The 19,069-nt window shown below is 62.0% G+C and carries 22 protein-coding genes; 8 read left to right on the top strand and 14 right to left on the bottom strand.

Annotated features, from left to right (window positions below):
• Together KXR72_RS19320 and KXR72_RS19315 are read left to right on the top strand one after the other, a co-directional pair.
• A partial coding sequence (locus KXR72_RS19320; RefSeq protein ID WP_437422718.1) for a hypothetical protein occupies positions 1-358 on the top strand: 358 nt, incomplete at its 5' end.
• A 532-nt stretch (positions 359-890) separates the two neighbouring features.
• Positions 891-1,439: an REP-associated tyrosine transposase gene (locus KXR72_RS19315; RefSeq protein ID WP_437422717.1), complete on the top strand. Its 549-nt coding sequence runs from the start codon at positions 891-893 to the stop codon at positions 1,437-1,439.
• 302 nt (positions 1,440-1,741) lie between these two features.
• On the opposite strand, the gene cysN is transcribed toward KXR72_RS19315, so the two are convergent.
• From cysN to KXR72_RS19300, 3 genes are all read right to left on the bottom strand, one after another.
• A complete protein-coding gene (cysN, locus tag KXR72_RS19310; protein WP_437422716.1) occupies positions 1,742-3,640 on the bottom strand; it encodes a sulfate adenylyltransferase subunit CysN in 1,899 nt (632 codons plus the stop codon).
• 12 nt (positions 3,641-3,652) lie between these two features.
• A complete protein-coding gene (cysD, locus tag KXR72_RS19305) occupies positions 3,653-4,570 on the bottom strand; it encodes a sulfate adenylyltransferase subunit CysD (protein ID WP_437422715.1) in 918 nt (305 codons plus the stop codon).
• Between the two features lie 165 nt (positions 4,571-4,735).
• The gene (locus KXR72_RS19300; RefSeq protein WP_437422714.1) at positions 4,736-5,494 is read right to left on the bottom strand and encodes a Nif3-like dinuclear metal center hexameric protein; all 759 of its coding nucleotides are present in this window, start codon (positions 5,492-5,494) and stop codon (positions 4,736-4,738) included.
• Positions 5,495-5,677: 183 nt separating this feature from the next.
• Here KXR72_RS19300 and algW point away from each other — a divergent pair, with 183 nt between their 5' ends.
• Positions 5,678-6,838: a Do family serine endopeptidase AlgW gene (algW, locus tag KXR72_RS19295; RefSeq protein WP_437422713.1), complete on the top strand. Its 1,161-nt coding sequence runs from the start codon at positions 5,678-5,680 to the stop codon at positions 6,836-6,838.
• Positions 6,839-6,892: 54 nt separating this feature from the next.
• Here algW and hisC read toward each other — a convergent pair whose 3' ends face one another.
• The 11 genes from hisC to KXR72_RS19240 all read right to left on the bottom strand — a co-directional run bounded on the left by hisC (position 6,893) and on the right by KXR72_RS19240 (position 15,448).
• On the bottom strand, positions 6,893-7,951 hold the full coding sequence (gene hisC / locus KXR72_RS19290; RefSeq protein ID WP_437422712.1) for a histidinol-phosphate transaminase: 1,059 nt from the start codon (positions 7,949-7,951) through the stop codon (positions 6,893-6,895).
• Positions 7,952-8,052: 101 nt separating this feature from the next.
• Complete coding sequence (hisD, locus tag KXR72_RS19285; protein WP_437422711.1) at positions 8,053-9,363, bottom strand: histidinol dehydrogenase; 1,311 nt, start codon at positions 9,361-9,363, stop codon at positions 8,053-8,055.
• 123 nt (positions 9,364-9,486) lie between these two features.
• Positions 9,487-10,116: an ATP phosphoribosyltransferase gene (gene hisG, locus KXR72_RS19280; protein ID WP_437422710.1), complete on the bottom strand. Its 630-nt coding sequence runs from the start codon at positions 10,114-10,116 to the stop codon at positions 9,487-9,489.
• 95 nt (positions 10,117-10,211) lie between these two features.
• The gene (gene murA / locus KXR72_RS19275) at positions 10,212-11,477 is read right to left on the bottom strand and encodes a UDP-N-acetylglucosamine 1-carboxyvinyltransferase (RefSeq protein ID WP_437422709.1); all 1,266 of its coding nucleotides are present in this window, start codon (positions 11,475-11,477) and stop codon (positions 10,212-10,214) included.
• Between the two features lie 103 nt (positions 11,478-11,580).
• Positions 11,581-11,820 carry a BolA family protein gene (locus KXR72_RS19270; protein WP_437422708.1) on the bottom strand — a complete coding sequence of 80 codons (240 nt, stop codon included), beginning with the start codon at positions 11,818-11,820 and terminating at the stop codon, positions 11,581-11,583.
• A gap of 98 nt (positions 11,821-11,918) precedes the next feature.
• Positions 11,919-12,401 carry a phosphate-starvation-inducible protein PsiE gene (locus KXR72_RS19265; protein WP_437422707.1) on the bottom strand — a complete coding sequence of 161 codons (483 nt, stop codon included), beginning with the start codon at positions 12,399-12,401 and terminating at the stop codon, positions 11,919-11,921.
• Positions 12,402-12,412: 11 nt separating this feature from the next.
• A complete protein-coding gene (locus KXR72_RS19260; protein WP_437422706.1) occupies positions 12,413-12,727 on the bottom strand; it encodes an STAS domain-containing protein in 315 nt (104 codons plus the stop codon).
• Positions 12,720-13,373 (bottom strand): MlaC/ttg2D family ABC transporter substrate-binding protein, encoded by a 654-nt coding sequence (locus tag KXR72_RS19255; protein ID WP_437422705.1) that lies wholly within the window; start codon positions 13,371-13,373, stop codon positions 12,720-12,722. Before KXR72_RS19255 ends, KXR72_RS19260 begins: the two co-directional genes overlap by 8 nt.
• 11 nt (positions 13,374-13,384) lie before the next feature.
• Positions 13,385-13,843, bottom strand: a complete 459-nt coding sequence (gene mlaD, locus KXR72_RS19250; protein WP_437422704.1) for an outer membrane lipid asymmetry maintenance protein MlaD — start codon at positions 13,841-13,843, stop codon at positions 13,385-13,387.
• On the bottom strand, positions 13,843-14,640 hold the full coding sequence (mlaE, locus tag KXR72_RS19245; protein WP_437422703.1) for a lipid asymmetry maintenance ABC transporter permease subunit MlaE: 798 nt from the start codon (positions 14,638-14,640) through the stop codon (positions 13,843-13,845). The genes mlaD and mlaE overlap by 1 nt, the downstream gene beginning before the upstream one ends.
• Positions 14,633-15,448: an ATP-binding cassette domain-containing protein gene (locus tag KXR72_RS19240; protein WP_437422702.1), complete on the bottom strand. Its 816-nt coding sequence runs from the start codon at positions 15,446-15,448 to the stop codon at positions 14,633-14,635. The genes mlaE and KXR72_RS19240 overlap by 8 nt, the downstream gene beginning before the upstream one ends.
• A gap of 271 nt (positions 15,449-15,719) precedes the next feature.
• On the opposite strand from KXR72_RS19240, the gene KXR72_RS19235 reads away from it, so the two are divergent.
• From KXR72_RS19235 to lptB, 5 genes are read left to right on the top strand one after another with little or no spacing between them, the layout of a single operon-like run.
• Positions 15,720-16,694, top strand: a complete 975-nt coding sequence (locus tag KXR72_RS19235; protein WP_437422723.1) for a KpsF/GutQ family sugar-phosphate isomerase — start codon at positions 15,720-15,722, stop codon at positions 16,692-16,694.
• Between the two features lies 1 nt (position 16,695).
• On the top strand, positions 16,696-17,217 hold the full coding sequence (locus KXR72_RS19230; protein WP_437422701.1) for a KdsC family phosphatase: 522 nt from the start codon (positions 16,696-16,698) through the stop codon (positions 17,215-17,217).
• Between the two features lie 8 nt (positions 17,218-17,225).
• On the top strand, positions 17,226-17,798 hold the full coding sequence (lptC, locus tag KXR72_RS19225; protein ID WP_437422700.1) for an LPS export ABC transporter periplasmic protein LptC: 573 nt from the start codon (positions 17,226-17,228) through the stop codon (positions 17,796-17,798).
• Positions 17,785-18,333, top strand: a complete 549-nt coding sequence (gene lptA, locus KXR72_RS19220) for a lipopolysaccharide transport periplasmic protein LptA (protein WP_437422699.1) — start codon at positions 17,785-17,787, stop codon at positions 18,331-18,333. The genes lptC and lptA overlap by 14 nt, the downstream gene beginning before the upstream one ends.
• Entirely contained in the window at positions 18,333-19,058 is a 726-nt protein-coding gene (lptB, locus tag KXR72_RS19215; protein WP_437422698.1) for an LPS export ABC transporter ATP-binding protein, read from the top strand. The genes lptA and lptB overlap by 1 nt, the downstream gene beginning before the upstream one ends.
• Positions 19,059-19,069 lie beyond the last annotated feature (11 nt).

The raw sequence follows: 19,069 nt of genomic DNA, 5'->3' as shown, positions 1-19,069 counted from the left end.
AAACACCTCGATCACCCGCCCCCCCGGAACGTTGGAATACGCCTTCGGCTATTCCAACCTACATTCGCTTGGCACCGGGCCGGTACGGCGGATCGCTTTTCGTCGGATGGAATCGCCGGAGGCGCTTCCGTCGGTGACCGCGAAACGGGCCGCGTCCGCTCGACCAAACACTTCGATCACCCGACCCTCCGGAACGTCGGAATACGCCTTCGGCTATTCCAACCTACATTCGCTTGGCACCGGATCGGTACGGCGTATCGCTTTTCGTAGGATGGAATCGCCGGAGGCGCTTCCGTCGGTGACCGCGAAACGGGCCGCGTCCGCCCGGCCAAACCCGGTAAGGCGGATCAATTCGTAAGATGGATTAGCGAAGCGTAATCCGTCATCCAACGAACCCACTCCACCGTTGCAAACAAAACGCCTTGCCTTCGTGCGAGGCGTTTTGCTGTTTGGGGGATGACCACGGCGGCGGATCGCCTTTCATCCGGTGGGTCGCCAGACACGCTTCCGTCGGTTACCGCGCGCGGGCACAGTGATCAATCAAACACCGCACCCGCACGCATTCACGCGAACGTCGGATTACGCCTTTGGCTAATCCAACCTACGTTGCTTGACTGCGCCGAATGACGGACACCACGGGACGGAGAATCGCTTCGTAGGATGGAATCGCCGGAGGCGCTTCCGTCGTTTACCGCGAACCGGCCATATCGGTTGCCCCACCACCGCACCCGCACGCACCCACACAAACGTAGGATTACGCCTTCGGCTAATCCAACCTTCATCGTCTGCGCATCGGTTTGTGTGCCGGCTTGTCGTTTATCACGAATAGGCCGCACCAACCGCGATTGGTGCCGCCTACACTTCCAGCAATTGCAACGCTGGAGGCAAGGATGCCTAACTACCGTCGCGCCCTCGTCCCGGGGGCGAGCTGGTTTTTCACTGTGAATCTGCTGGAGCGACGCGGCAACGATTTGCTGGTGCGGCATATCGATCTGTTTCGGGCGTCGGTCCGGCGGGTACACCGGCTCCATCCGTTTACCATCGACGCCTGGGTTGTGCTCCCCGAGCACATGCATTGTGTTTGGACGCTACCGCCAGGTGACGCGGACTACGCTCTGCGGTGGCGGCTGATCAAAACGTTCTTCAGCCGCGCCTTGCCTCCTGGCGAATATCGATCGGCGGTGCGCCTGCAACGAGGTGAGCGCGGTATCTGGCAACGTCGCTATTGGGAGCACATGATCCGCAATGAAAGCGACTTCCGCCGGCATGTCGATTACGTTCACGTCAATCCACTCAAGCACGGCCTGGTTCGGCGCGTATGCGACTGGCCCTATTCGAGCTTTCACCGTGATGTGCGTGCGGGACTTTATCCAGTTGACTGGGCGGGCGATCCGTCGCTTCTCGTCCCTGGCGCGGTGCGTGGGCATCGTGACATGTAGCCTCTGTCGGATTACGCCTTCGGCTAATCCAACCTACGTCGTGTGTGCCGCACGGCATCGGCTGTGTGCGGCTTTCGAAGGATGGAATCGCCAGAGGCGCTTGCGTCGTTTACCGAGCATGGGCGCATCGAATCGACCAGACACCGTACCCGCACGCAAGCACGCACGCATCCACGCGACCGTCGGATTACGCCTTCGGCTAATCCAACCTACGTTGCTTAGCTGCGCGGAATGACGGGCAATGCAGCCCAAACAAAAACGCCCTGCATTAGCAGGGCGTTTTCGCGTCAACGAAGGCTCGCTTAGATAGCGCCGCGCTTACGCAGCAAATCAATCACCTGCTTGGCACCCTCTTCCACGCTCAGCGACTCGGTGTCGATGACGAGATCGGCATTGCCCGGGATGTCGTACGGGAAGGACTCGCCCGGGATATTGTCGCTACCGGCAGCGTAAAGCCCCTGCGGGTCGCGCTGTTGGCACGCCTGCGGTGACGCCTGTACGTAGACGGTGACGACCCGATCAGCGCCGATCAGCGCCTTGGCCTGTTCACGGCCCTCGGCATCTGGAGCAACGAACGCAGCCAGGGTGATCAGACCGGCCTCGTTGAACTGGCGCGCCACATGCGCGGCGCGGCGCCAATTTTCGGTGCGACCAGCGCGGTCCTGCGGCAGGCCCTTGTTCAGGTCATGACGCAGGTTCTGCCCGTCCAGCACATAGACCGCGCGCCCCATGTCGAAGAGCTTGCGCTCGACCGCGTAGGCCAGCGTGCTCTTGCCCGCACCCGAAAGACCGGTAAACAGTACGGTCGCGGGCTGCTGGCCAAAACGCGTCGCGCGCTCGTCGGTCGATACGTGCGCGAGCGCGCCATGATGGCCGGACGTACCGTGCGACAAGGGATCGGCGATGATCATACCGGCGCCGACGGTGCCATTGGTCAGGCGATCGATGATGATGAAGGCGCCAGTGGTGCGGTTCTGCGCGTAGCCGTCGAGCGCAATCGGCGCATCAAGGCTGACCTTTACCCGCCCGATCTCGTTGAGCTGCAGGCTGCTGGCCGGGCCATGCTCCAGGGTGTTCACATCCACGCGGTGCGTGATGCTGGCGATGGAACCGGGGACGTAGCTGGTGGCGCGCTTGATGTCATATTTCTTGCCAGGCAGCATCGGCTCCTCGGCCATCCACACCAGCACGGCATCGAACGCGTCGGCGATGCGCGGCTGGTTGTCGGCGTGGACCAGCATGTCACCGCGCGACACATCGATCTCGTCTTCGAGGGTCAGCGTGATGGCTTCGCCCGGGGTCGCCTGCTCCAGCTCGCCGTCAAATGTGACGATGGATTTGACGGTGCTGCGCTTGCCGGACGGCAATACCAACACCTCGTCGCCCTTGCGCACGATGCCGCTGGCCAGTGTGCCAGCGAAACCACGGAAGTTGAGGTTGGGGCGGTTGACGTACTGCACCGGGAAGCGCAGGTCCTCGAAGTTGCGATCGCCAGCGATCTCGACGCTTTCCAAAATCTCCATTAGCGACTGCCCTTCGTACCAAGGCGCACGCTCGGAACGGTTGACCACGTTGTCGCCCTTGAGCGCCGACATCGGCACGAAGTGCAAGGACGTCGGTTGCAGCTCGATACGCTCGGCAAAGGCCAGGTAGTCGGCCTTGATCTTCTCGAAGACCTGCTGGTCGAAGTCCATCAGGTCCATCTTGTTGATGGCGACAACGATGTGTTTGATGCCCAGGAGCGAAGTGATGAAGCTGTGGCGCTTGGTCTGCGTCTGCACGCCGTAGCGCGCGTCGACGAGGATGATTGCCAGGTCGCAGGTCGAGGCACCGGTGGCCATGTTGCGCGTGTACTGCTCATGGCCAGGGGTATCGGCGATGATGAACTTGCGCTTGGCCGTGGAGAAATAACGGTAGGCCACGTCGATGGTGATGCCCTGCTCGCGCTCGGCCTGGAGGCCATCGACCAGCAGCGCCAGGTCGACGTCATCGCCCGTGGTGCCGGATTTTTTCGAGTCGCGCGTGATCGCCTCGAGGTGATCCTCGTAGATCATCTTGGAGTCGTGCAGCAAACGCCCGATCAGGGTGCTCTTGCCGTCGTCGACGTTGCCGCAGGTGAGAAACCGCAGGAGTTCTTTGCGCTCGTGCTGCGCCAGGTACGCGAGGATGTCCTGGCCGATCAAATCTGACTGATGAGACATGGTGCGTAATCCTTAGAAGTAACCCTGGCGTTTCTTTTCTTCCATCGACCCGGTGGCATCGTGGTCGATGACGCGGCCCTGGCGTTCGGAGGTGCGGGTCAGGAGCATCTCCTGGATGATTTCCGGCAAGGTCGTCGCGGTGGATTCAACGGCGCCCGTCAGCGGGTAGCAGCCCAGGGTGCGGAAGCGAACCATACGCTTCTCGATACGCGCCTTTTCCTCGTCGCTGAGGTGCTCGAGGATGCGTTCGTCGTCGATCATGATCAGGGTGCCGTTTTTCTCGATGACTTCGCGCTCGGCGGCGAAGTACAGCGGCACGATCGGGATCTGTTCCAGATAGATGTATTGCCAGATGTCCAGCTCGGTCCAGTTCGACAGTGGGAAGACGCGGATCGACTCGCCCTTCTTCACGTTGCCGTTGTAGACGTTCCACAGCTCCGGGCGCTGGTTCTTCGGATCCCAGCGGTGCTTGCTGTCGCGGAACGAGTAGACGCGCTCTTTGGCTCGCGATTTCTCTTCGTCACGCCGCGCACCGCCGAAGGCCGCATCAAAACCGTGCTTGTCCAGCGCCTGCTTGAGCCCCTCGGTTTTCATGATGTCGGTGTGCTTGGCACTGCCGTGGGTGAACGGGTTGATGTTCTGCGCCACGCCATCGGGATTGATGTGCGTGATCAGGTCCAGGTCCATTTCCGTGACCATCTTTTCGCGGAAGCGGTACATCTCCTGGAACTTCCAGCGCGTATCGACGTGCATCACCGGGAACGGCAGGCGGCCTGGAAAGAACGCCTTGCGCGCCAGATGCAGCATCACGGCCGAGTCCTTGCCGATGGAATAGAGCATCACCGGGTTGTCGAATTCGGCGGCCACCTCACGGATGATGTGGATGCTTTCCGCCTCCAGCTGTTTCAGATGCGTCAGTTTGTCGACCATGGCTACTCACGTATAGGCAGATGGACGGCCGGCAGGCCGGAACGAGGGCGCCACTTTATCACGGCGATAAATTCTAATCAGGCCGCCGGTTAGATCGAAATGCTCTAGGTTTATGCCGCGCCAAAATGGTCGCGAGACCGTGAGCGTCGGCGTATCGGCCAGTGATCACGCAGGGTTCGGGCAGTCAATGAACCGGTGCTCGATGCCGAATTGCCGCGCCAGATGCTCCCCAAGCGCTTGGACGCCATAGCGCTCCGTTGCATGATGGCCCGCAGCGAAGAAACTGATGCCCGTCTCACGCGCGACATGCACCGTCTGCTCGGACACCTCCCCAGTCAAGTACGCATCGGCGCCTGCTGCGACAGCCTGTTCGATGTAACCCTGAGCGCCACCGGTGCACCAGGCGATGCGCTGAATAGGAGCCGTGCCCGCGACCGTTAGCGGCTCACGCCCCAGCTCGCGCTGTATCCGCGCCGCCAATTCAGACGGGAGAAGCGGCTCTGGGAGCGAGCCGACCAGCCCCACCGAGCGCGGATTGTCAGGTTCGAGCGGCCCCTCCTCCAGCAACCCGAGCACACGCGCCAGCTGCACGTTGTTACCGACCTCGGGATGGACGTCTAGCGGCAGATGGTAGGCCAGCAGGCTGATGTCGTTGAGCAGCAACGTCCTGAGCCTCCGTTGCTTCATGCCCAGCACACGTGGATCTTCGTTCTTCCAGAAGTAGCCGTGGTGGACCAATACAACGTCCGCGCCGGCTTCGACGGCTGCATCCAGCAGCGCCTGGCTCGCAGTAACGCCGCTGACGATACGGCTCACCTCGGCGCGGCCCTCGACCTGCAGCCCATTGGGGCAGTAATCGGCAATCTTGCCCGCGTTCAGATAACGATCGGCGTACGCCACCAAAGTCGACAGTGCAACGGCCATCAAGCCTCTCCCAGTTCGATTGACGTGCGAACCTGGGTCGCTCTGCAACGGGGCGAACTAAGCCGTGCGGATGAATACCCAGAATCACATGGACTAAGCTGCATTTCCTCGTCAGCTTCGTATAATGCCGCCACCTTAAAGGGCACCCCTGCCCCGAGCAACCTGTCCGGATTTTCAATCGCGATGATCAATGCCCTGCGTTTTATCGGCTGGCCGTTGCTGGTGGGCTTGCTGCTGGCCCTGCTGATCATTCAGCGCTACCCCCATCTGGTCGGCATGACCGCCGAACCCGAATACACCTTGCAACAGACGTTACCAGCCGGCGCCCCGCGGCAAGGTCCTTATTCCTATGCGAGCGCCGTGAGTGGTGCGGCCCCGGCCGTAGCCAACCTATACACCACCAAGGTAATCGACAGCTCCGCGCAACAGCCGATGCTCAAGGATGATCCGCTGTTCCAGCGCTTCTTTGGCGACAGCCTGCCGCGCCAGCGCCGGATGGAGTCGAGCCTGGGCTCGGCGGTGATCATGAGCCCCGAAGGCTATCTGCTGACCAACTACCACGTGACGGCCAATGCCGAGCAGATCGTCGTGGCGTTGCGTGACGGCCGCGAAACCCTTGCCAGGGTCATCGGTAGCGACCCCGAGACCGATCTCGCCGTGCTCAAGATCGACCTGGCCAATCTGCCCGCCATCACGCTTGGCCATTCGGACAGCATTCGCATCGGCGACGTCACCCTGGCGATTGGGAACCCGTTCGGCGTTGGCCAGACCGTCACTATGGGGATCATCAGTGCCACCGGCCGCAACCAGCTTGGGCTGAATACCTATGAAGACTTCATCCAGACCGACGCGGCGATCAACCGCGGCAACTCAGGCGGCGCGTTGGTCGACACCGCCGGCCACTTGATCGGCATCAACACCGCGATCATTTCGGAGTCGGGCGGCTCGCAGGGCATCGGCTTTGCGATCCCGGTGAAGCTGGCCATGGAGGTGATGAAGTCGATCATCGAGCACGGCCAGGTCATCCGCGGCTGGCTGGGCGTCGAGGTCCAATCGCTGACCCAAGAGCTGGCAGAGTCCTTCGGTCAGGCCGGGCGCCCCGGAATCGTCGTCGCCGGGGTGTATCGCGACGGGCCCGCCGAGCGCGCGGGCCTGCAACCCGGCGACCTGATTCTCAGCATTGATGGAGAGCAGGCGCTGGACGGTCGCACATCGATGAACCAGGTCGCGCGGGCGCGGCCCGGTGATCGCATCGATATCGACATCCTACGTAACGGTAAGCCGCTCACGCTCACGGCCGAGGTGGGCATGCGTCCACTGGTCGAAAAGAGCCCCCAGCAATAAAAGGCCACGAGGCGAACGACGCCGCCGCGCAAGGGCGGCGCCGCTGCGTGACGATCAGCCGATGAGCTGACCCAGCGCGTCGAGCAACGCCTGGTTCTGCTCAGGCGTGCCGATTGTGATGCGCAAGAACTGATCGATCCGCGCCGCCTTGAAGTGACGAACAATAATGCCCTGCTCGCGCAGACGTGCCGCGACCAGAGACGCATCGTGCGCTGGATGACGGGCAAAAATAAAGTTCGTGGCCGATGGCAGCACCTCGAAACCCAGCGCTTTCATCGACGCGGTCACCGCTTCGCGACTGTCGATAACCTGCCGGCGCGTCTGCTCGAAATGGTCGCGATCTTCGAACGCCGCTGCGGCTCCGGCGATGGCGACACGATCGAGCGGATAAGAGTTAAAGCTGTTCTTGATGCGCTCCAGAGCCTCGATCAGGTCCGGATGCCCAACCGCCAGCCCGACCCGCAAACCGGCCAGCGAGCGTGACTTTGATAGGGTCTGGGTGACCAGCAGATTAGGATAACGATCGACCAGCGCGATGGCCGAGTCGCCACCGAAATCGATATAGGCTTCATCGACCAGCACCACCGAATCGGGGCTGCCCGTCAACAACTGCTCAATGGCCGTGAGCCCGAGCAGGCAGCCGGTCGGTGCGTTCGGGTTGGGGAAAATGATTCCACCGTTGGGCCGTGCATAATCGGCCACGTCGATGTTGAAACCGTCGTCGAGCGGTATCGCCTGGTACTCGATGCCGTAGAGTCCGCAATACACCGGGTAGAAGCTGTAGCTGATGTCCGGGAAAAGCAGTGGTTCACGGTGTTGGAACAGGCCGTGGAACGCATGGGCGAGCACCTCGTCCGAACCGTTACCAACGAACACCTGCTCGGGTCGCACGCCGTAGTAGTCCGCCACGGCCCGCTTGAGCCGCTCGCCGTTGGGGTCTGGATACAGGCGCAGGCTATCGCCCAACTCTGCGTGCATCGCCGCCACCGCCTTCGGCGAAGGGCCATATGGGTTCTCATTGGTGTTGAGCTTGACCAGCTTGCTCAGCTTGGGCTGTTCGCCGGGAACATAGGGGACCAGGTCCTTGACGAAAGGGCTCCAGAACTTGCTCATGCCCTTCTCTCCTCGAATTCGTTGGGGGTCTAGGTGGTGCGGAAGCCGGCGTGCTGGCGATGGCTTTGAGCGCGAATCGCCAGGCAGCTGCTCCTACTGGATCACGGCTTGATCCGGTACTCGGCGCTGCGCGCGTGCGCCGTCAGCGACTCGCCGCGGGCAAGCACGGAGGCGATCTTGCCGAGTTCGGAGGCGCCATCAGCCGAGCAATGGATGATCGAGGAACGCTTCTGGAAGTCGTACACACCGAGCGGCGATGAGAAGCGCGCCGTGCCGGACGTCGGCAAGACGTGGTTCGGGCCGGCACAGTAATCGCCCAGCGCCTCGGCGGTGTAACGCCCCATGAAGATCGCACCAGCGTGGCGGATGTGCGGCAGCCACTGTTCAGGCTCGGCGACCGACAACTCCAGGTGTTCCGGCGCGATACGGTTGGCGACTTCGATCGCCTGCTTCATGTCGGCGACCTGAATCAGCGCGCCGCGACCCTGCATCGACGCACGTGCGATGTCAGCGCGCTCCAGCGTTGGCAGCAGCCGCGCAATGCTTTCGGCGACGCGATCGAGGAAGGCGGCGTCGGGGCTGACAAGGATCGACTGGGCGTCTTCGTCGTGCTCGGCTTGGGAGAACAGGTCCATTGCGATCCAGTCAGGATCCGTCTGGCCGTCGCAGACCACGAGGATTTCGGACGGACCGGCAATCATGTCGATGCCAACCTTGCCGAACACGTGGCGCTTGGCGGTCGCCACGTAGATGTTGCCGGGGCCGACAATCTTGTCCACCGGTGGCACGCTCTCCGTGCCGTAGGCCAACGCAGCGACGGCTTGGGCGCCACCGATGGTGAAGACTCGATCGACACCTGCGATACATGCCGCCGCCAGCACGAGCTCGTTGATTTCGCCGCGGGGCGTCGGCACCACCATCACCACCTCCGGTACGCCCGCTACCTTGGCGGGGATGGCGTTCATCAGTACCGATGATGGGTAGGACGCCTTGCCGCCCGGCACGTAGAGGCCGGCGCGGTCGAGCGGAGTCACCTGCTGGCCAAGCACCGTGCCGTCGGCCTCGGTGTATCGCCAGGAGTCTTGCTTCTGACGTTCGTGATAGGTACGAACCCGCTCGGCAGCCGCTTCAAGCGCCTGGCGCTGGGCCGGAGTGATGCGCTCAAGTGCAGCTTCGAGGCGCGCTCGAGGCAGGATGAGGTCAGCCATCGAGGCGACTTGCAACCCGTCGAATCGCTGCGTCAATTCGACCAGCGCGGCGTCGCCGCGCGCGCGCACGGCAGCGATGATGTCCAGTACCCGCTGATTGACGCCCTCGTCGGACACGCTTTCCCAGCTCAGCAGATGATCCAAGTGTCGAGCGAAATCGGGATCAGCGGCGTTGAGTCGGCGAAGGTCGAGGGAAGCGGTCATAACGGGCCTCATGAGGGATGCGTCTTGCAGTTGTCCAGGCGCCGTAGAGTAACAAGCCAACCGCGCCGGCACCCGGGAATTTCGCTATGGCGCGGATAGTGACGGTCCGGCTGACCGCGGCGCTTAGCCGCGCTGATCGACCGCGCGCTGCAAGGTGTCGATCAAGGCCTGGATACGCGCGTGCTGCATCTTCATCGACGCCTTGTTGACCACCAGGCGCGAGCTGATCGGCGCGATCAACTCCTGCGGCTCCAGGCCATTGGCACGTAGCGTATTGCCGGTATCGACCACGTCGATGATCTTGTCCGCGAGGCCCACCAGCGGGGCCAGTTCCATCGAGCCGTAGAGCTTGATGATGTCTACCTGGCGGCCCTGTTCGGCGTAATAACGCTTGGCGACGTTGACGAACTTGGTTGCCACACGTAGCCGGCCCTTTGGCTCCGGTACGCCGACCTTGCCAGCGGTCATCAGCTTGCAGTTGGCGATTTTCAGGTCCAGCGGCTCGTAGAGCCCCTGGCCGCCGAACTCCATGAGCACGTCCTTGCCGGCGACGCCAAGGTCGGCTGCGCCCTGCTCGACGTAGGTTGGGACGTCGGTTGCCCGCACGATCAACAGGCGTACGTCGGCCTGGGTCGTCGGGATGATGAGCTTGCGGCTTTTCTCGGGATTTTCGGTCGGCTCGATACCAGCCGCCGCCAGCAGCGGGAGCGTGTCGTCGAGGATGCGGCCTTTGGACAGGGCGATGGTAAGCATGGGCAGAGCGTTTCCTTGAACCTGATGGAGGCCGGCCAAAGTAGCCGGCGAGCCGGCGTCCTGCCTGGCAGGCGCCGGCGGGCTTCAGCGATCCGTCAGCCGGGAACGCGGCGAATCTTCGCCCCCAACAGCTGCAGTTTTTCCTCGATGCACTCGTAGCCGCGGTCGATGTGGTAGATGCGATCGATCAGCGTATCGCCTTCGGCCACCAGACCGGCGATCACGAGGCTCGCCGAGGCGCGCAGGTCGGTCGCCATCACTGGTGCACCCTTGAGCGTCGGTACGCCCGTGACGATCGCCGTATTGCCTTCGACAAGAATCTGCGCGCCCATGCGGTTCATTTCATAGACGTGCATGAAGCGGTTCTCGAACACCGTCTCGATGACGGTTCCGGTACCCTCGGCCACGGCATTCAGCGAAATGAACTGTGCCTGCATGTCGGTAGGGAACGCCGGATATGGCGCGGTGCGAATGTTGACGGCCTTGGGGCGGTTGCCCTTCATGTCCAGCTCGATCCAGTTGCTGCCGGTATCGATATGAGCACCGGCTTCCTCGAGTTTGTGCAGCACCGCTTCGAGCAGCGTGGCGTCGGTATCTTTCAACCGTACACGCCCGCCGGTCGCAGCTGCAGCGACGAGGTAGGTGCCGGTTTCGATGCGGTCGGGCATGACGCTGAAACGGCCGCCACCCAGACGTTTGACGCCCTCGATGACAATGGTGTCGGTGCCGGCGCCGGTGATCTTCGCGCCCATCGCGTTGAGGAAGTTGGCCAGGTCGACCACTTCCGGCTCACGCGCCGCGTTTTCCAACACCGAACGGCCATTGGCCAGGGCCGCCGCCATCATGATGTTCTCGGTACCGGTCACGCTGACGATATCGAAGAAGAAATGCGCGCCGCGAAGCCCGCCGGCTGGTGCCTTTGCCTTGATGTAGCCGCCTTCGACGTCGATTTGCGCGCCCATCGCCTCGAGGCCCCGAATATGCAAGTCGACGGGACGCGAACCGATCGCACAACCACCAGGCAGCGCCACTTCGGCTTCACCAAAACGCGCGACCATCGGACCGAGCACGAGAATCGACGCGCGCATGGTCTTGACCAGCTCGTAAGGCGCAACGAGCGTCTTGATGCTGCTGGCATCGACCTCGACAGCCAGTTTCTCGTCGATGACAGGCTGCACACCCATGCGGCCGAACAGTTCAATCATCGTGGTGATGTCGTGCAGGTGCGGCAGGTTGCAGACGGTGACAGGCGTATCGGCAAGCAGCGTCGCTGCAAGGATCGGCAGCGCAGAGTTCTTCGCGCCGGAGATACGAATCTCGCCGTCGAGGCGGGCGCCGCCGGTAATGATCAGTTTATCCATGGAAATTCCCGTAGCCCGCAGGCTCGAAGCCCACTCGGAGAAGGGCGCGAACAGACGAGGCGCGCCGCTTGAAATCAGTCTTCACGATCGGAGCCAGGCCCGATCAGTTGCGCCCGGCCCAATCGGCCTGGCTGAAGAACTTCATGGTGACGGCGTGGATGCTGCCGTCTGCGATCCATGGGTTCAGATGGGTGTAGATCTTCTGCTGGCGCTTGACCGGCCCAAGGGCGGCCAACTCGTCGCTGATGATGTTCAACTGGAAGTTGCAGCCTTCGCCTTCAACTTCCACCTGAGCGCCTGGAAGCTTCTCTTCCAGGAATTTCTTAACTTCTGCAGCCTGCATGTTCTACCTCGATCGGCGCCGGACGCGCGCGGCCGGCCATCATACAAAAAACCCCAATAGCTGCGAACCCCGCGGCCTCGCAAGCTGACGAAGCTCGCTCAATCGAGCGTTTCGACCTCGCGGTCGCGCTTTGGCCGGTGACGGTCTTCAGCGACCACCGAGGGAAAACGCGAGGAGGCGTAGCGCACCACGAGGATCGCCAGTGCCAGCAACAGGATCGCACCGGAAATGTAGACCACGCCCATGTCCGGTCGATGGTGGTGCGAGACATCCGAGATCAGCAGCCGGGTCAGCGCGGTGATCGCCACGTAAATAAGGAAGCGGACCGGCATGTGGTTGGTCTTGAAATAGATGCCAACCATGGCACCGAGCTCTAGATAGATGAACAGCAGCAGAATGTCATCGACGCTGATGCTGCCCTTCTCGATCATGCCGAGGAAGGCGACGAGCCCCGCCCACGCCGTCACCGCACCGATGGCGAACAATGACAAGTAGTGAAAGGTCTCGACGAACAGATTACCCAGCGACTCCGCCGCCTTGTGCACTTTCGTCCGTGTCGCTTCCGCCCAACGCAAGATCATCTACGCACTCCCTACGCGTGTTCCTGTAGCGACAGGACTTCCATCAGGCCCGACACCCGGGCGATATCACGCATGTCCTCGGGCATGCCAACGATGACAGCCTCACGGCCAGCCCGCCTGGCGTCGCGAGTGAAGGCCAGCAGCAGGGACAGGCCCACGCTGCTGGATTTTTCGACGCCGGAGCAATCGATCGTCAGCCGCTGCTTATCCCCACTGCCGATCAGGGCGCGCCCTTCACTGCGCAGCGCCGGGCCAGTCTGGTAGTCGAGCACGCCGAAGAGCCTGAGGCTTCCGTCGCCACCTTGCTCGACTCTGGTTTCACTCATCGCCGGCCGCCTTCTGGCCCGCGGCGGTGTCCTTGGCATTCGCCACGACCTGCGCCCAGCCATTGATTGTCTTGTCCAGGTCGCCGCCGTTCTTCTGCATGGCATCGGCGAATTGATCCCGGAACAGCTTGCCGATGTTGATCCCGTTGATGATGACGTTACGTACCAGCCAGTCACCGTCCTGATTGACCATGGTGTAGGAAACCGGATAGATCTCGCCCTGACGCCCGGTCACTTCCATGCCGACACTGGTGCGCTCGGCGTCCTGTTTTCCACTAGCCGGCAGCACGCGAATCTGCTGGTTGTCGTACTCCAGCAAAGCGTTTCCGTAGAACTGCATCAGGCTGCGTTTGAAGTTTTCCTCGAAACGCTTCATCTGTTCCGGTGAAGCGTTACGCGAGTAGCGCACGGTCATGATGCTGCGGGAGATACCCTCGGCATCCACGACAGGGCCGAGTATCTCGTTCAGCGATTCATAGAATGCATTCGGGTCCTGGCGATACTGCTCCTTGTTGGCCTTCAGATCCGCCAGCAGACGATCGGTGGACGACTGGATGACCTCGTGGGCGCTCGGCGCCGCCTGGGCCGAAAGCGGCAGGATGAGCGCGAGCAGGATCAACAGACCACGACGCAAGGCGATAGACATGGAGTAACTCCTCATTCTTTATTTACCGAATTGAGCAGGAATTTGCCGATCAGGTCTTCCAGCACGAGAGAGGATTGAGTGTCGCGAATGGTATCGCCATCACCCAGCGTCTCCTCATCCCCACCAACGCTGATGCCGACATACTTCTCGCCCAGCAGCCCGGCCGTCAGGATCGACGCCGTCGAGTCGGCAGGCAGGATGTTCACATCCTCCTGGATCTCCAGCGTGACACGTCCGGTATAACTCTCGCGATCAAGGTCGATCGCGGTCACCTTGCCGATAGTCACACCAGCCATGGTTACCTTGGATCGGACACTCAGACCGGCAATATTGTCGAAATAGGCATACAACTTATAGGTGTCGGCACCGGCTGCATTGAGGCCACTGACGCGCAGCGACAACAGTAGCAAAGCCAGGATGCCCGCCAGCAGGAACAGGCCAACACCGATTTCCAGGGTGCGGATGCGCATCAAAAGTCTCCAAACATCAACGCGGTCAGAATAAAGTCGAGGCCAAGCACCGCGAGGGAGGCATAGACCACGGTACGGGTCGTGGCGCGGCTGATGCCTTCGGACGTCGGCTCGCAGTCATAGCCCTGGAACACCGCGATCCAGGTTACGACAAGGGCGAACACCAGGCTTTTGATCACGCCGTTGAGCACATCGGAGCTGAAGGTCACGCTGTTCTGCATGTTCGCCCAGAACGACCCCTCGTAAACCCCGAGCCAGTCCACCGCAACCATCGCGCCACCCCAGATGCCGACGACGTTGAAAATCAGCGTCAGCAACGGCAGCGAAATGAAGCCGGCCCACAACCGCGGCGCAATGATGTACTTCAGCGGATCGACGCCGATCACCTCCAGGCTGGACAGCTGCTCGGTGGATTTCATGTTGCCGATCTCGGCGGCCAGCGCCGAACCAGCTCGGCCCGCGAAGAGCAGCGCGGTGACTACAGGGCCCAGCTCGCGCAGCAAGGTCAGCGCGACCATCTGTCCGACTGCCTGCTCGGAGCCATAGCTGCTCAGAATGCTGTAGCCCTGCAGCGCCAGGACCATGCCGATGAAGATGCCGGACACCACGACGATGGCCAGCGACAGCACGCCCACCGAATACAGCTGGCGCACCAGCAGGGAGAAACGATTGTCCAGCCCGCTCGGACCGAACAGCGCATGGAACAGGAACAGCGTCGCACGCCCCTGGGCCGCGACCACGTTCAGGCCGGCCTCGCCCAGCAGCCGGACTCGTTCGATCAATGAACGCCTACGCATCGGAACCTCGCAGCAGATCGTCCGCATAAGCCGGCGCGGGGAAATGAAACGGTACCGGGCCATCTGCCGTACCGCGCATGAATTGCTGGATACGCGGATTGTCCGAGCGCCGCAGCGCGTCGGGTGTTCCCTGAGCGAGTACCTGGCCCTCCCCGACCACATAGATGTAGTCAGCGATGCTTGCCGTTTCGGCAAGGTCATGCGAAACCACGATACTCGTGATGCCGAGGGCATCGTTGAGCAGCCGGATCAACTGGACCAGCACACCCATGGCGATAGGGTCCTGGCCGGCGAACGGCTCGTCGTACATAAGGATCTGCGGATCCAGCGCGATCGCCCTGGCCAGCGCCACGCGGCGCTTCATGCCGCCGGACAACTCGTCAGGCATGAGGTCGATGGCGCCACGCAGGCCGACGGCCTGAAGCTTCATCAGCACGATGTCGCGGATCATCTCTTCAGGCAGCTTGGTGTGCACGCGCAGGGGAAACGCGACGTTCTCGAACACGTCCAGATCAGTGAACAGCGCACCACTTTGGAACAGCACGCCCATCTGCTTGCGCATGTCGAACAGTTCGCGCCGGGACAGCGTCGGCAGGTTGGTGCCTGCGACCCAGACCTCACCCCGATCGGGTTTCAATTGTGCGGCGATCAGACGCAACAGCGTCGTCTTACCGCAGCCGGACGGGCCCATAATGGCCGTCACCTTGCCTCGCGGTATGACGATATCAATGTCACGGAAAATGCTTCGCTCGCCGCGCGTGAAGGTGACGCCCTTCAGCTCGACAGCGTTAGCGTTGGCGACGCTCATCGGTTCTCCTTGGATACAGCCTGCGAGTCAGACGCTCCCAGGCATTCCGGGGATACTTCGCGCGACCGTTTTTCGGCGGCGAACTATAGCACCGCGCCAGGGCCATCCACAGCGTGCGACTGTGTCCGGGCGTGAATCACGTCGCTCGTTCAGCGCCCGTTCAGCCTCCGCAGCGGACACATCAAGCAGACATACGCACTCAGGTTTTTCGATGAGCGACCAGGTGAATGTCGCTATAATCCCGCGCTTTAGCCTAGGTGACGATGCACAGATGAACCAGAGCAGCCATTTGATCGAGACGGCTCAGCGCACCATTCGCATGGAAATCGATGCGGTTGAGCAGCTTAAAGGCCGCATCGGCGCTGAATTCGTCAAGGCTTGCGAACTCATCCTGCAATGCAAGGGCCGGGTCGTAGTGGTCGGCATGGGCAAGTCCGGGCATATCGGCAACAAGATCGCGGCGACCCTGGCGAGCACTGGCACCACCGCGTTCTTCGTTCATCCCGCCGAAGCCAGCCATGGCGACATGGGCATGATCACGCGCGACGACGTGGTGCTGGCCCTCTCCAATTCGGGCAGCACCAGTGAGATCGTGACCTTGCTGCCGTTGATCAAGCGCCTCGGCATCACTTTGATCAGCATGACCGGCAACCCCGAGTCGGTACTGGCCAAAGCGGCTCAGGTCAACCTGGACGCCAGCGTCGCCATCGAGGCCTGCCCGCTCAACCTGGCCCCCACCTCTTCCACCACGGCGAGCCTCGTGCTGGGCGACGCCCTGGCGATCGCGCTGCTCGAGGCGCGTGGTTTCACCGCCGAAGACTTCGCGTTTTCCCACCCCGGGGGTGCATTGGGCCGCCGCCTGCTGCTGAAAGTCGAACACGTGATGCATTCCGGTGAGCGACTGCCTCGCGTGAATCGCGGCACCTCGCTGCGCGAAGCCCTGCTCGAGATGACCCGCAAAGGCCTCGGCATGACGGTCATCGTCGAGAAGGACGGGACCCTCGCCGGAATCTTCACGGATGGCGATCTGCGCCGAACCCTGGACAAAAGCGTTGACGTTCGCGAGGCCATCATCGACCAGGTCATGACGGTCCATGGCAAGACCGCAAACGCCGATATGCTCGCAGCCGAAGCGCTAAAGATCATGGAGGACAACAAGATCAACGCACTGGTCGTGGTCGACGATAGCGACCGTCCCGTCGGCGCACTGAACATGCACGATCTGCTGCGCGCGGGGGTGATGTGAGATGAACGACTTGTTACAACGTGCTCGCGGCGTACGCCTGGCGATCTTCGATGTCGACGGCGTGCTGACGGACGGCAAGCTCTACTTCCTGGTGGACGGCAGCGAGTTCAAGACCTTCAATACGCTCGACGGGCATGGCATCAAAATGCTGATCAACTCTGGCGTACGCGCCGCGATCATCAGCGGCCGCAAGACACCCGTCGTTGAACGTCGTGCGCAGAACCTCGGCATCCAGCATCTCTATCAGGGGCGCGAAGACAAGCTGGTCGTGCTCGACGAGTTGCTCGGCGAACTCGGCCTGGACTATGCCGAAGTCGCCTACCTGGGCGACGACTTGCCGGACTTGCCAGTGATTCGCCGAGTCGGGCTGGGCATGGCGGTCGCGAGCGCCGACGCGTTTGTGCGCGAGCATGCCCACGGCGTCACCGGCGCCCGAGGTGGCGAAGGCGCCGCGCGCGAATTCTGCGAGCTGATCATGCGCGCCCAGGGCACCCTCGAGGCAGCCCAGGCTGCCTATTTGTAGAGGTGACCATGCTGAGCAAGATTCGCCTGCCTGCCGTCCTGTTGCTGATCGCCCTATCGTTGGGCGCCATCGGCTACTGGAATATCCGCCCCGAGAGTTTCATGGAGACGCCAGCCGCCGTTACAGCGCCGGAGTCTCCCATCGATTTCTACGTGATCAACTCGCGCACCGTGCAATACCAGCCCGACGGCAAGCGCAACTACGAACTGGTCGCCGAGAAGGTCGAGCACGTCAAGGCTAGCGACGTCAGCCTGCTTACCCGGCCGGACCTCAAGTCCTACCGCGGCACCGACCTGCCCTGGCACGTCACCAGCGAGCGCGGCGAAGTCGGGCCGCAGGGCGAGGAAGTCGAGCTGATCGACAACGTGCGTATCGAGCGAACCGATGCCAAAGGCCGCCCCACCATCGTGACCAGCAGCCGGATGACCGTGCTGCCGGAGAAGGATTATGCCGAGACCCGGCAACCCGTTAGAATCGTCGCCGCGAACGGCGTGACCACCGCCACGGGCATGAAAGCGTACATGAACGAAGGCAGGATGCTCCTGCTATCCAACGTAAGAGGCCAGCATGAGCTGCGTTAAGACTCTCCCCTTCTTGCTCGGTCTGAGCATTCTTCTGCTCGGTGCCAATGCCCATGCGCTGCCCGAGGATCGCAACCAGCCGATCCGCGTCCAGGCCGACACGGCTGAACTGGATGATCGCCAAGGCGTCGCGGTGTACCGCGGCGATGTGGTCATCACCCAAGGCACCATGAAGATAACTGGCGACACCGTTACCATCACCCAGAACGCAAACGGTGACGTGGAGGTCTTCACGTCCATCGGCAAGCCGGCCTATTACGAGCAGAAGCCCGCCGTCGACAAGGAGATCGTCAAGGCGTACGGCCTGACCATCCAGTATTTCGCGGCAAACGAGCGCATCGTGCTCATCGACCAAGCCAAAGTGGTCCAGGAAGGCAATACCTTCGAAGGCGAGAAAATCGTTTACGACACCCAGCGCCAAATCGTGAACGCCGGGCGCGCCACCAATGCGGATGTCACGACCCCGCGCCCACGGGTCGATATGGTCATCCAGCCGCGCAAGCGCGACCAGCCGGCAACGGAGCAGAGCGAGTAATGGCAACCCTCAAGGCCCAGCACCTCGCTAAGAGCTACAAGAGCCGCCAGGTCGTTCGTGATGTCAGCCTGTCCATCGAAAGCGGCCAGATCGTTGGCTTGCTAGGCCCGAACGGCGCGGGCAAGACGACCTGTTTCTACATGATCGTTGGCCTGGTCAGGGCCGACCAGGGACGAGTCCTCATCGACGATAACGACGTGACGCACCTGCCAATGCACGGCCGGGCACGCGCTGGCATTGGGTATCTGCCGCAGGAGGCCTCGATCTTTCGCAAGCTCTCGGTCGCCGACAACATCATGGCCATCCTCGAGACCCGCAAAGACCTCGATCGCAGTGGGCGCCAACAGGCGCTGGAAGGGCTGCTGCAGGAGTTTCACATCAGCCATATCCGCGACAGCCTGGGCATGAGTCTGTCGGGCGGGGAGCGACGCCGGGTCGAGATCGCACGTGCGCTGGCCACCGCGCCCAAGTTCATCCTGCTCGATGAGCCGTTTGCCGGCGTCGACCCCATATCGGTCGGCGATATCAAGCAGATCATCCATCACCTGAAGGCCAAGGGTATCGGCGTGCTCATCACCGACCACAACGTGCGCGAGACGCTGGATATCTGCGAGACAGCCTATATCGTCAACGATGGCCAGCTGATCGCTGAAGGCGACGCGCAAACCATCCTGGCCAACCAACTCGTCAAGGAAGTGTACTTGGGCCACGAATTCAGGCTCTGACCGGCTTTTTT

The organism is Stutzerimonas chloritidismutans (assembly GCF_051486945.1).
GTDB classification, from domain to species: Bacteria; Pseudomonadota; Gammaproteobacteria; order Pseudomonadales; family Pseudomonadaceae; genus Stutzerimonas; species Stutzerimonas chloritidismutans_B.
This window is presented reverse-complemented; position numbering and strand designations above follow the sequence as displayed.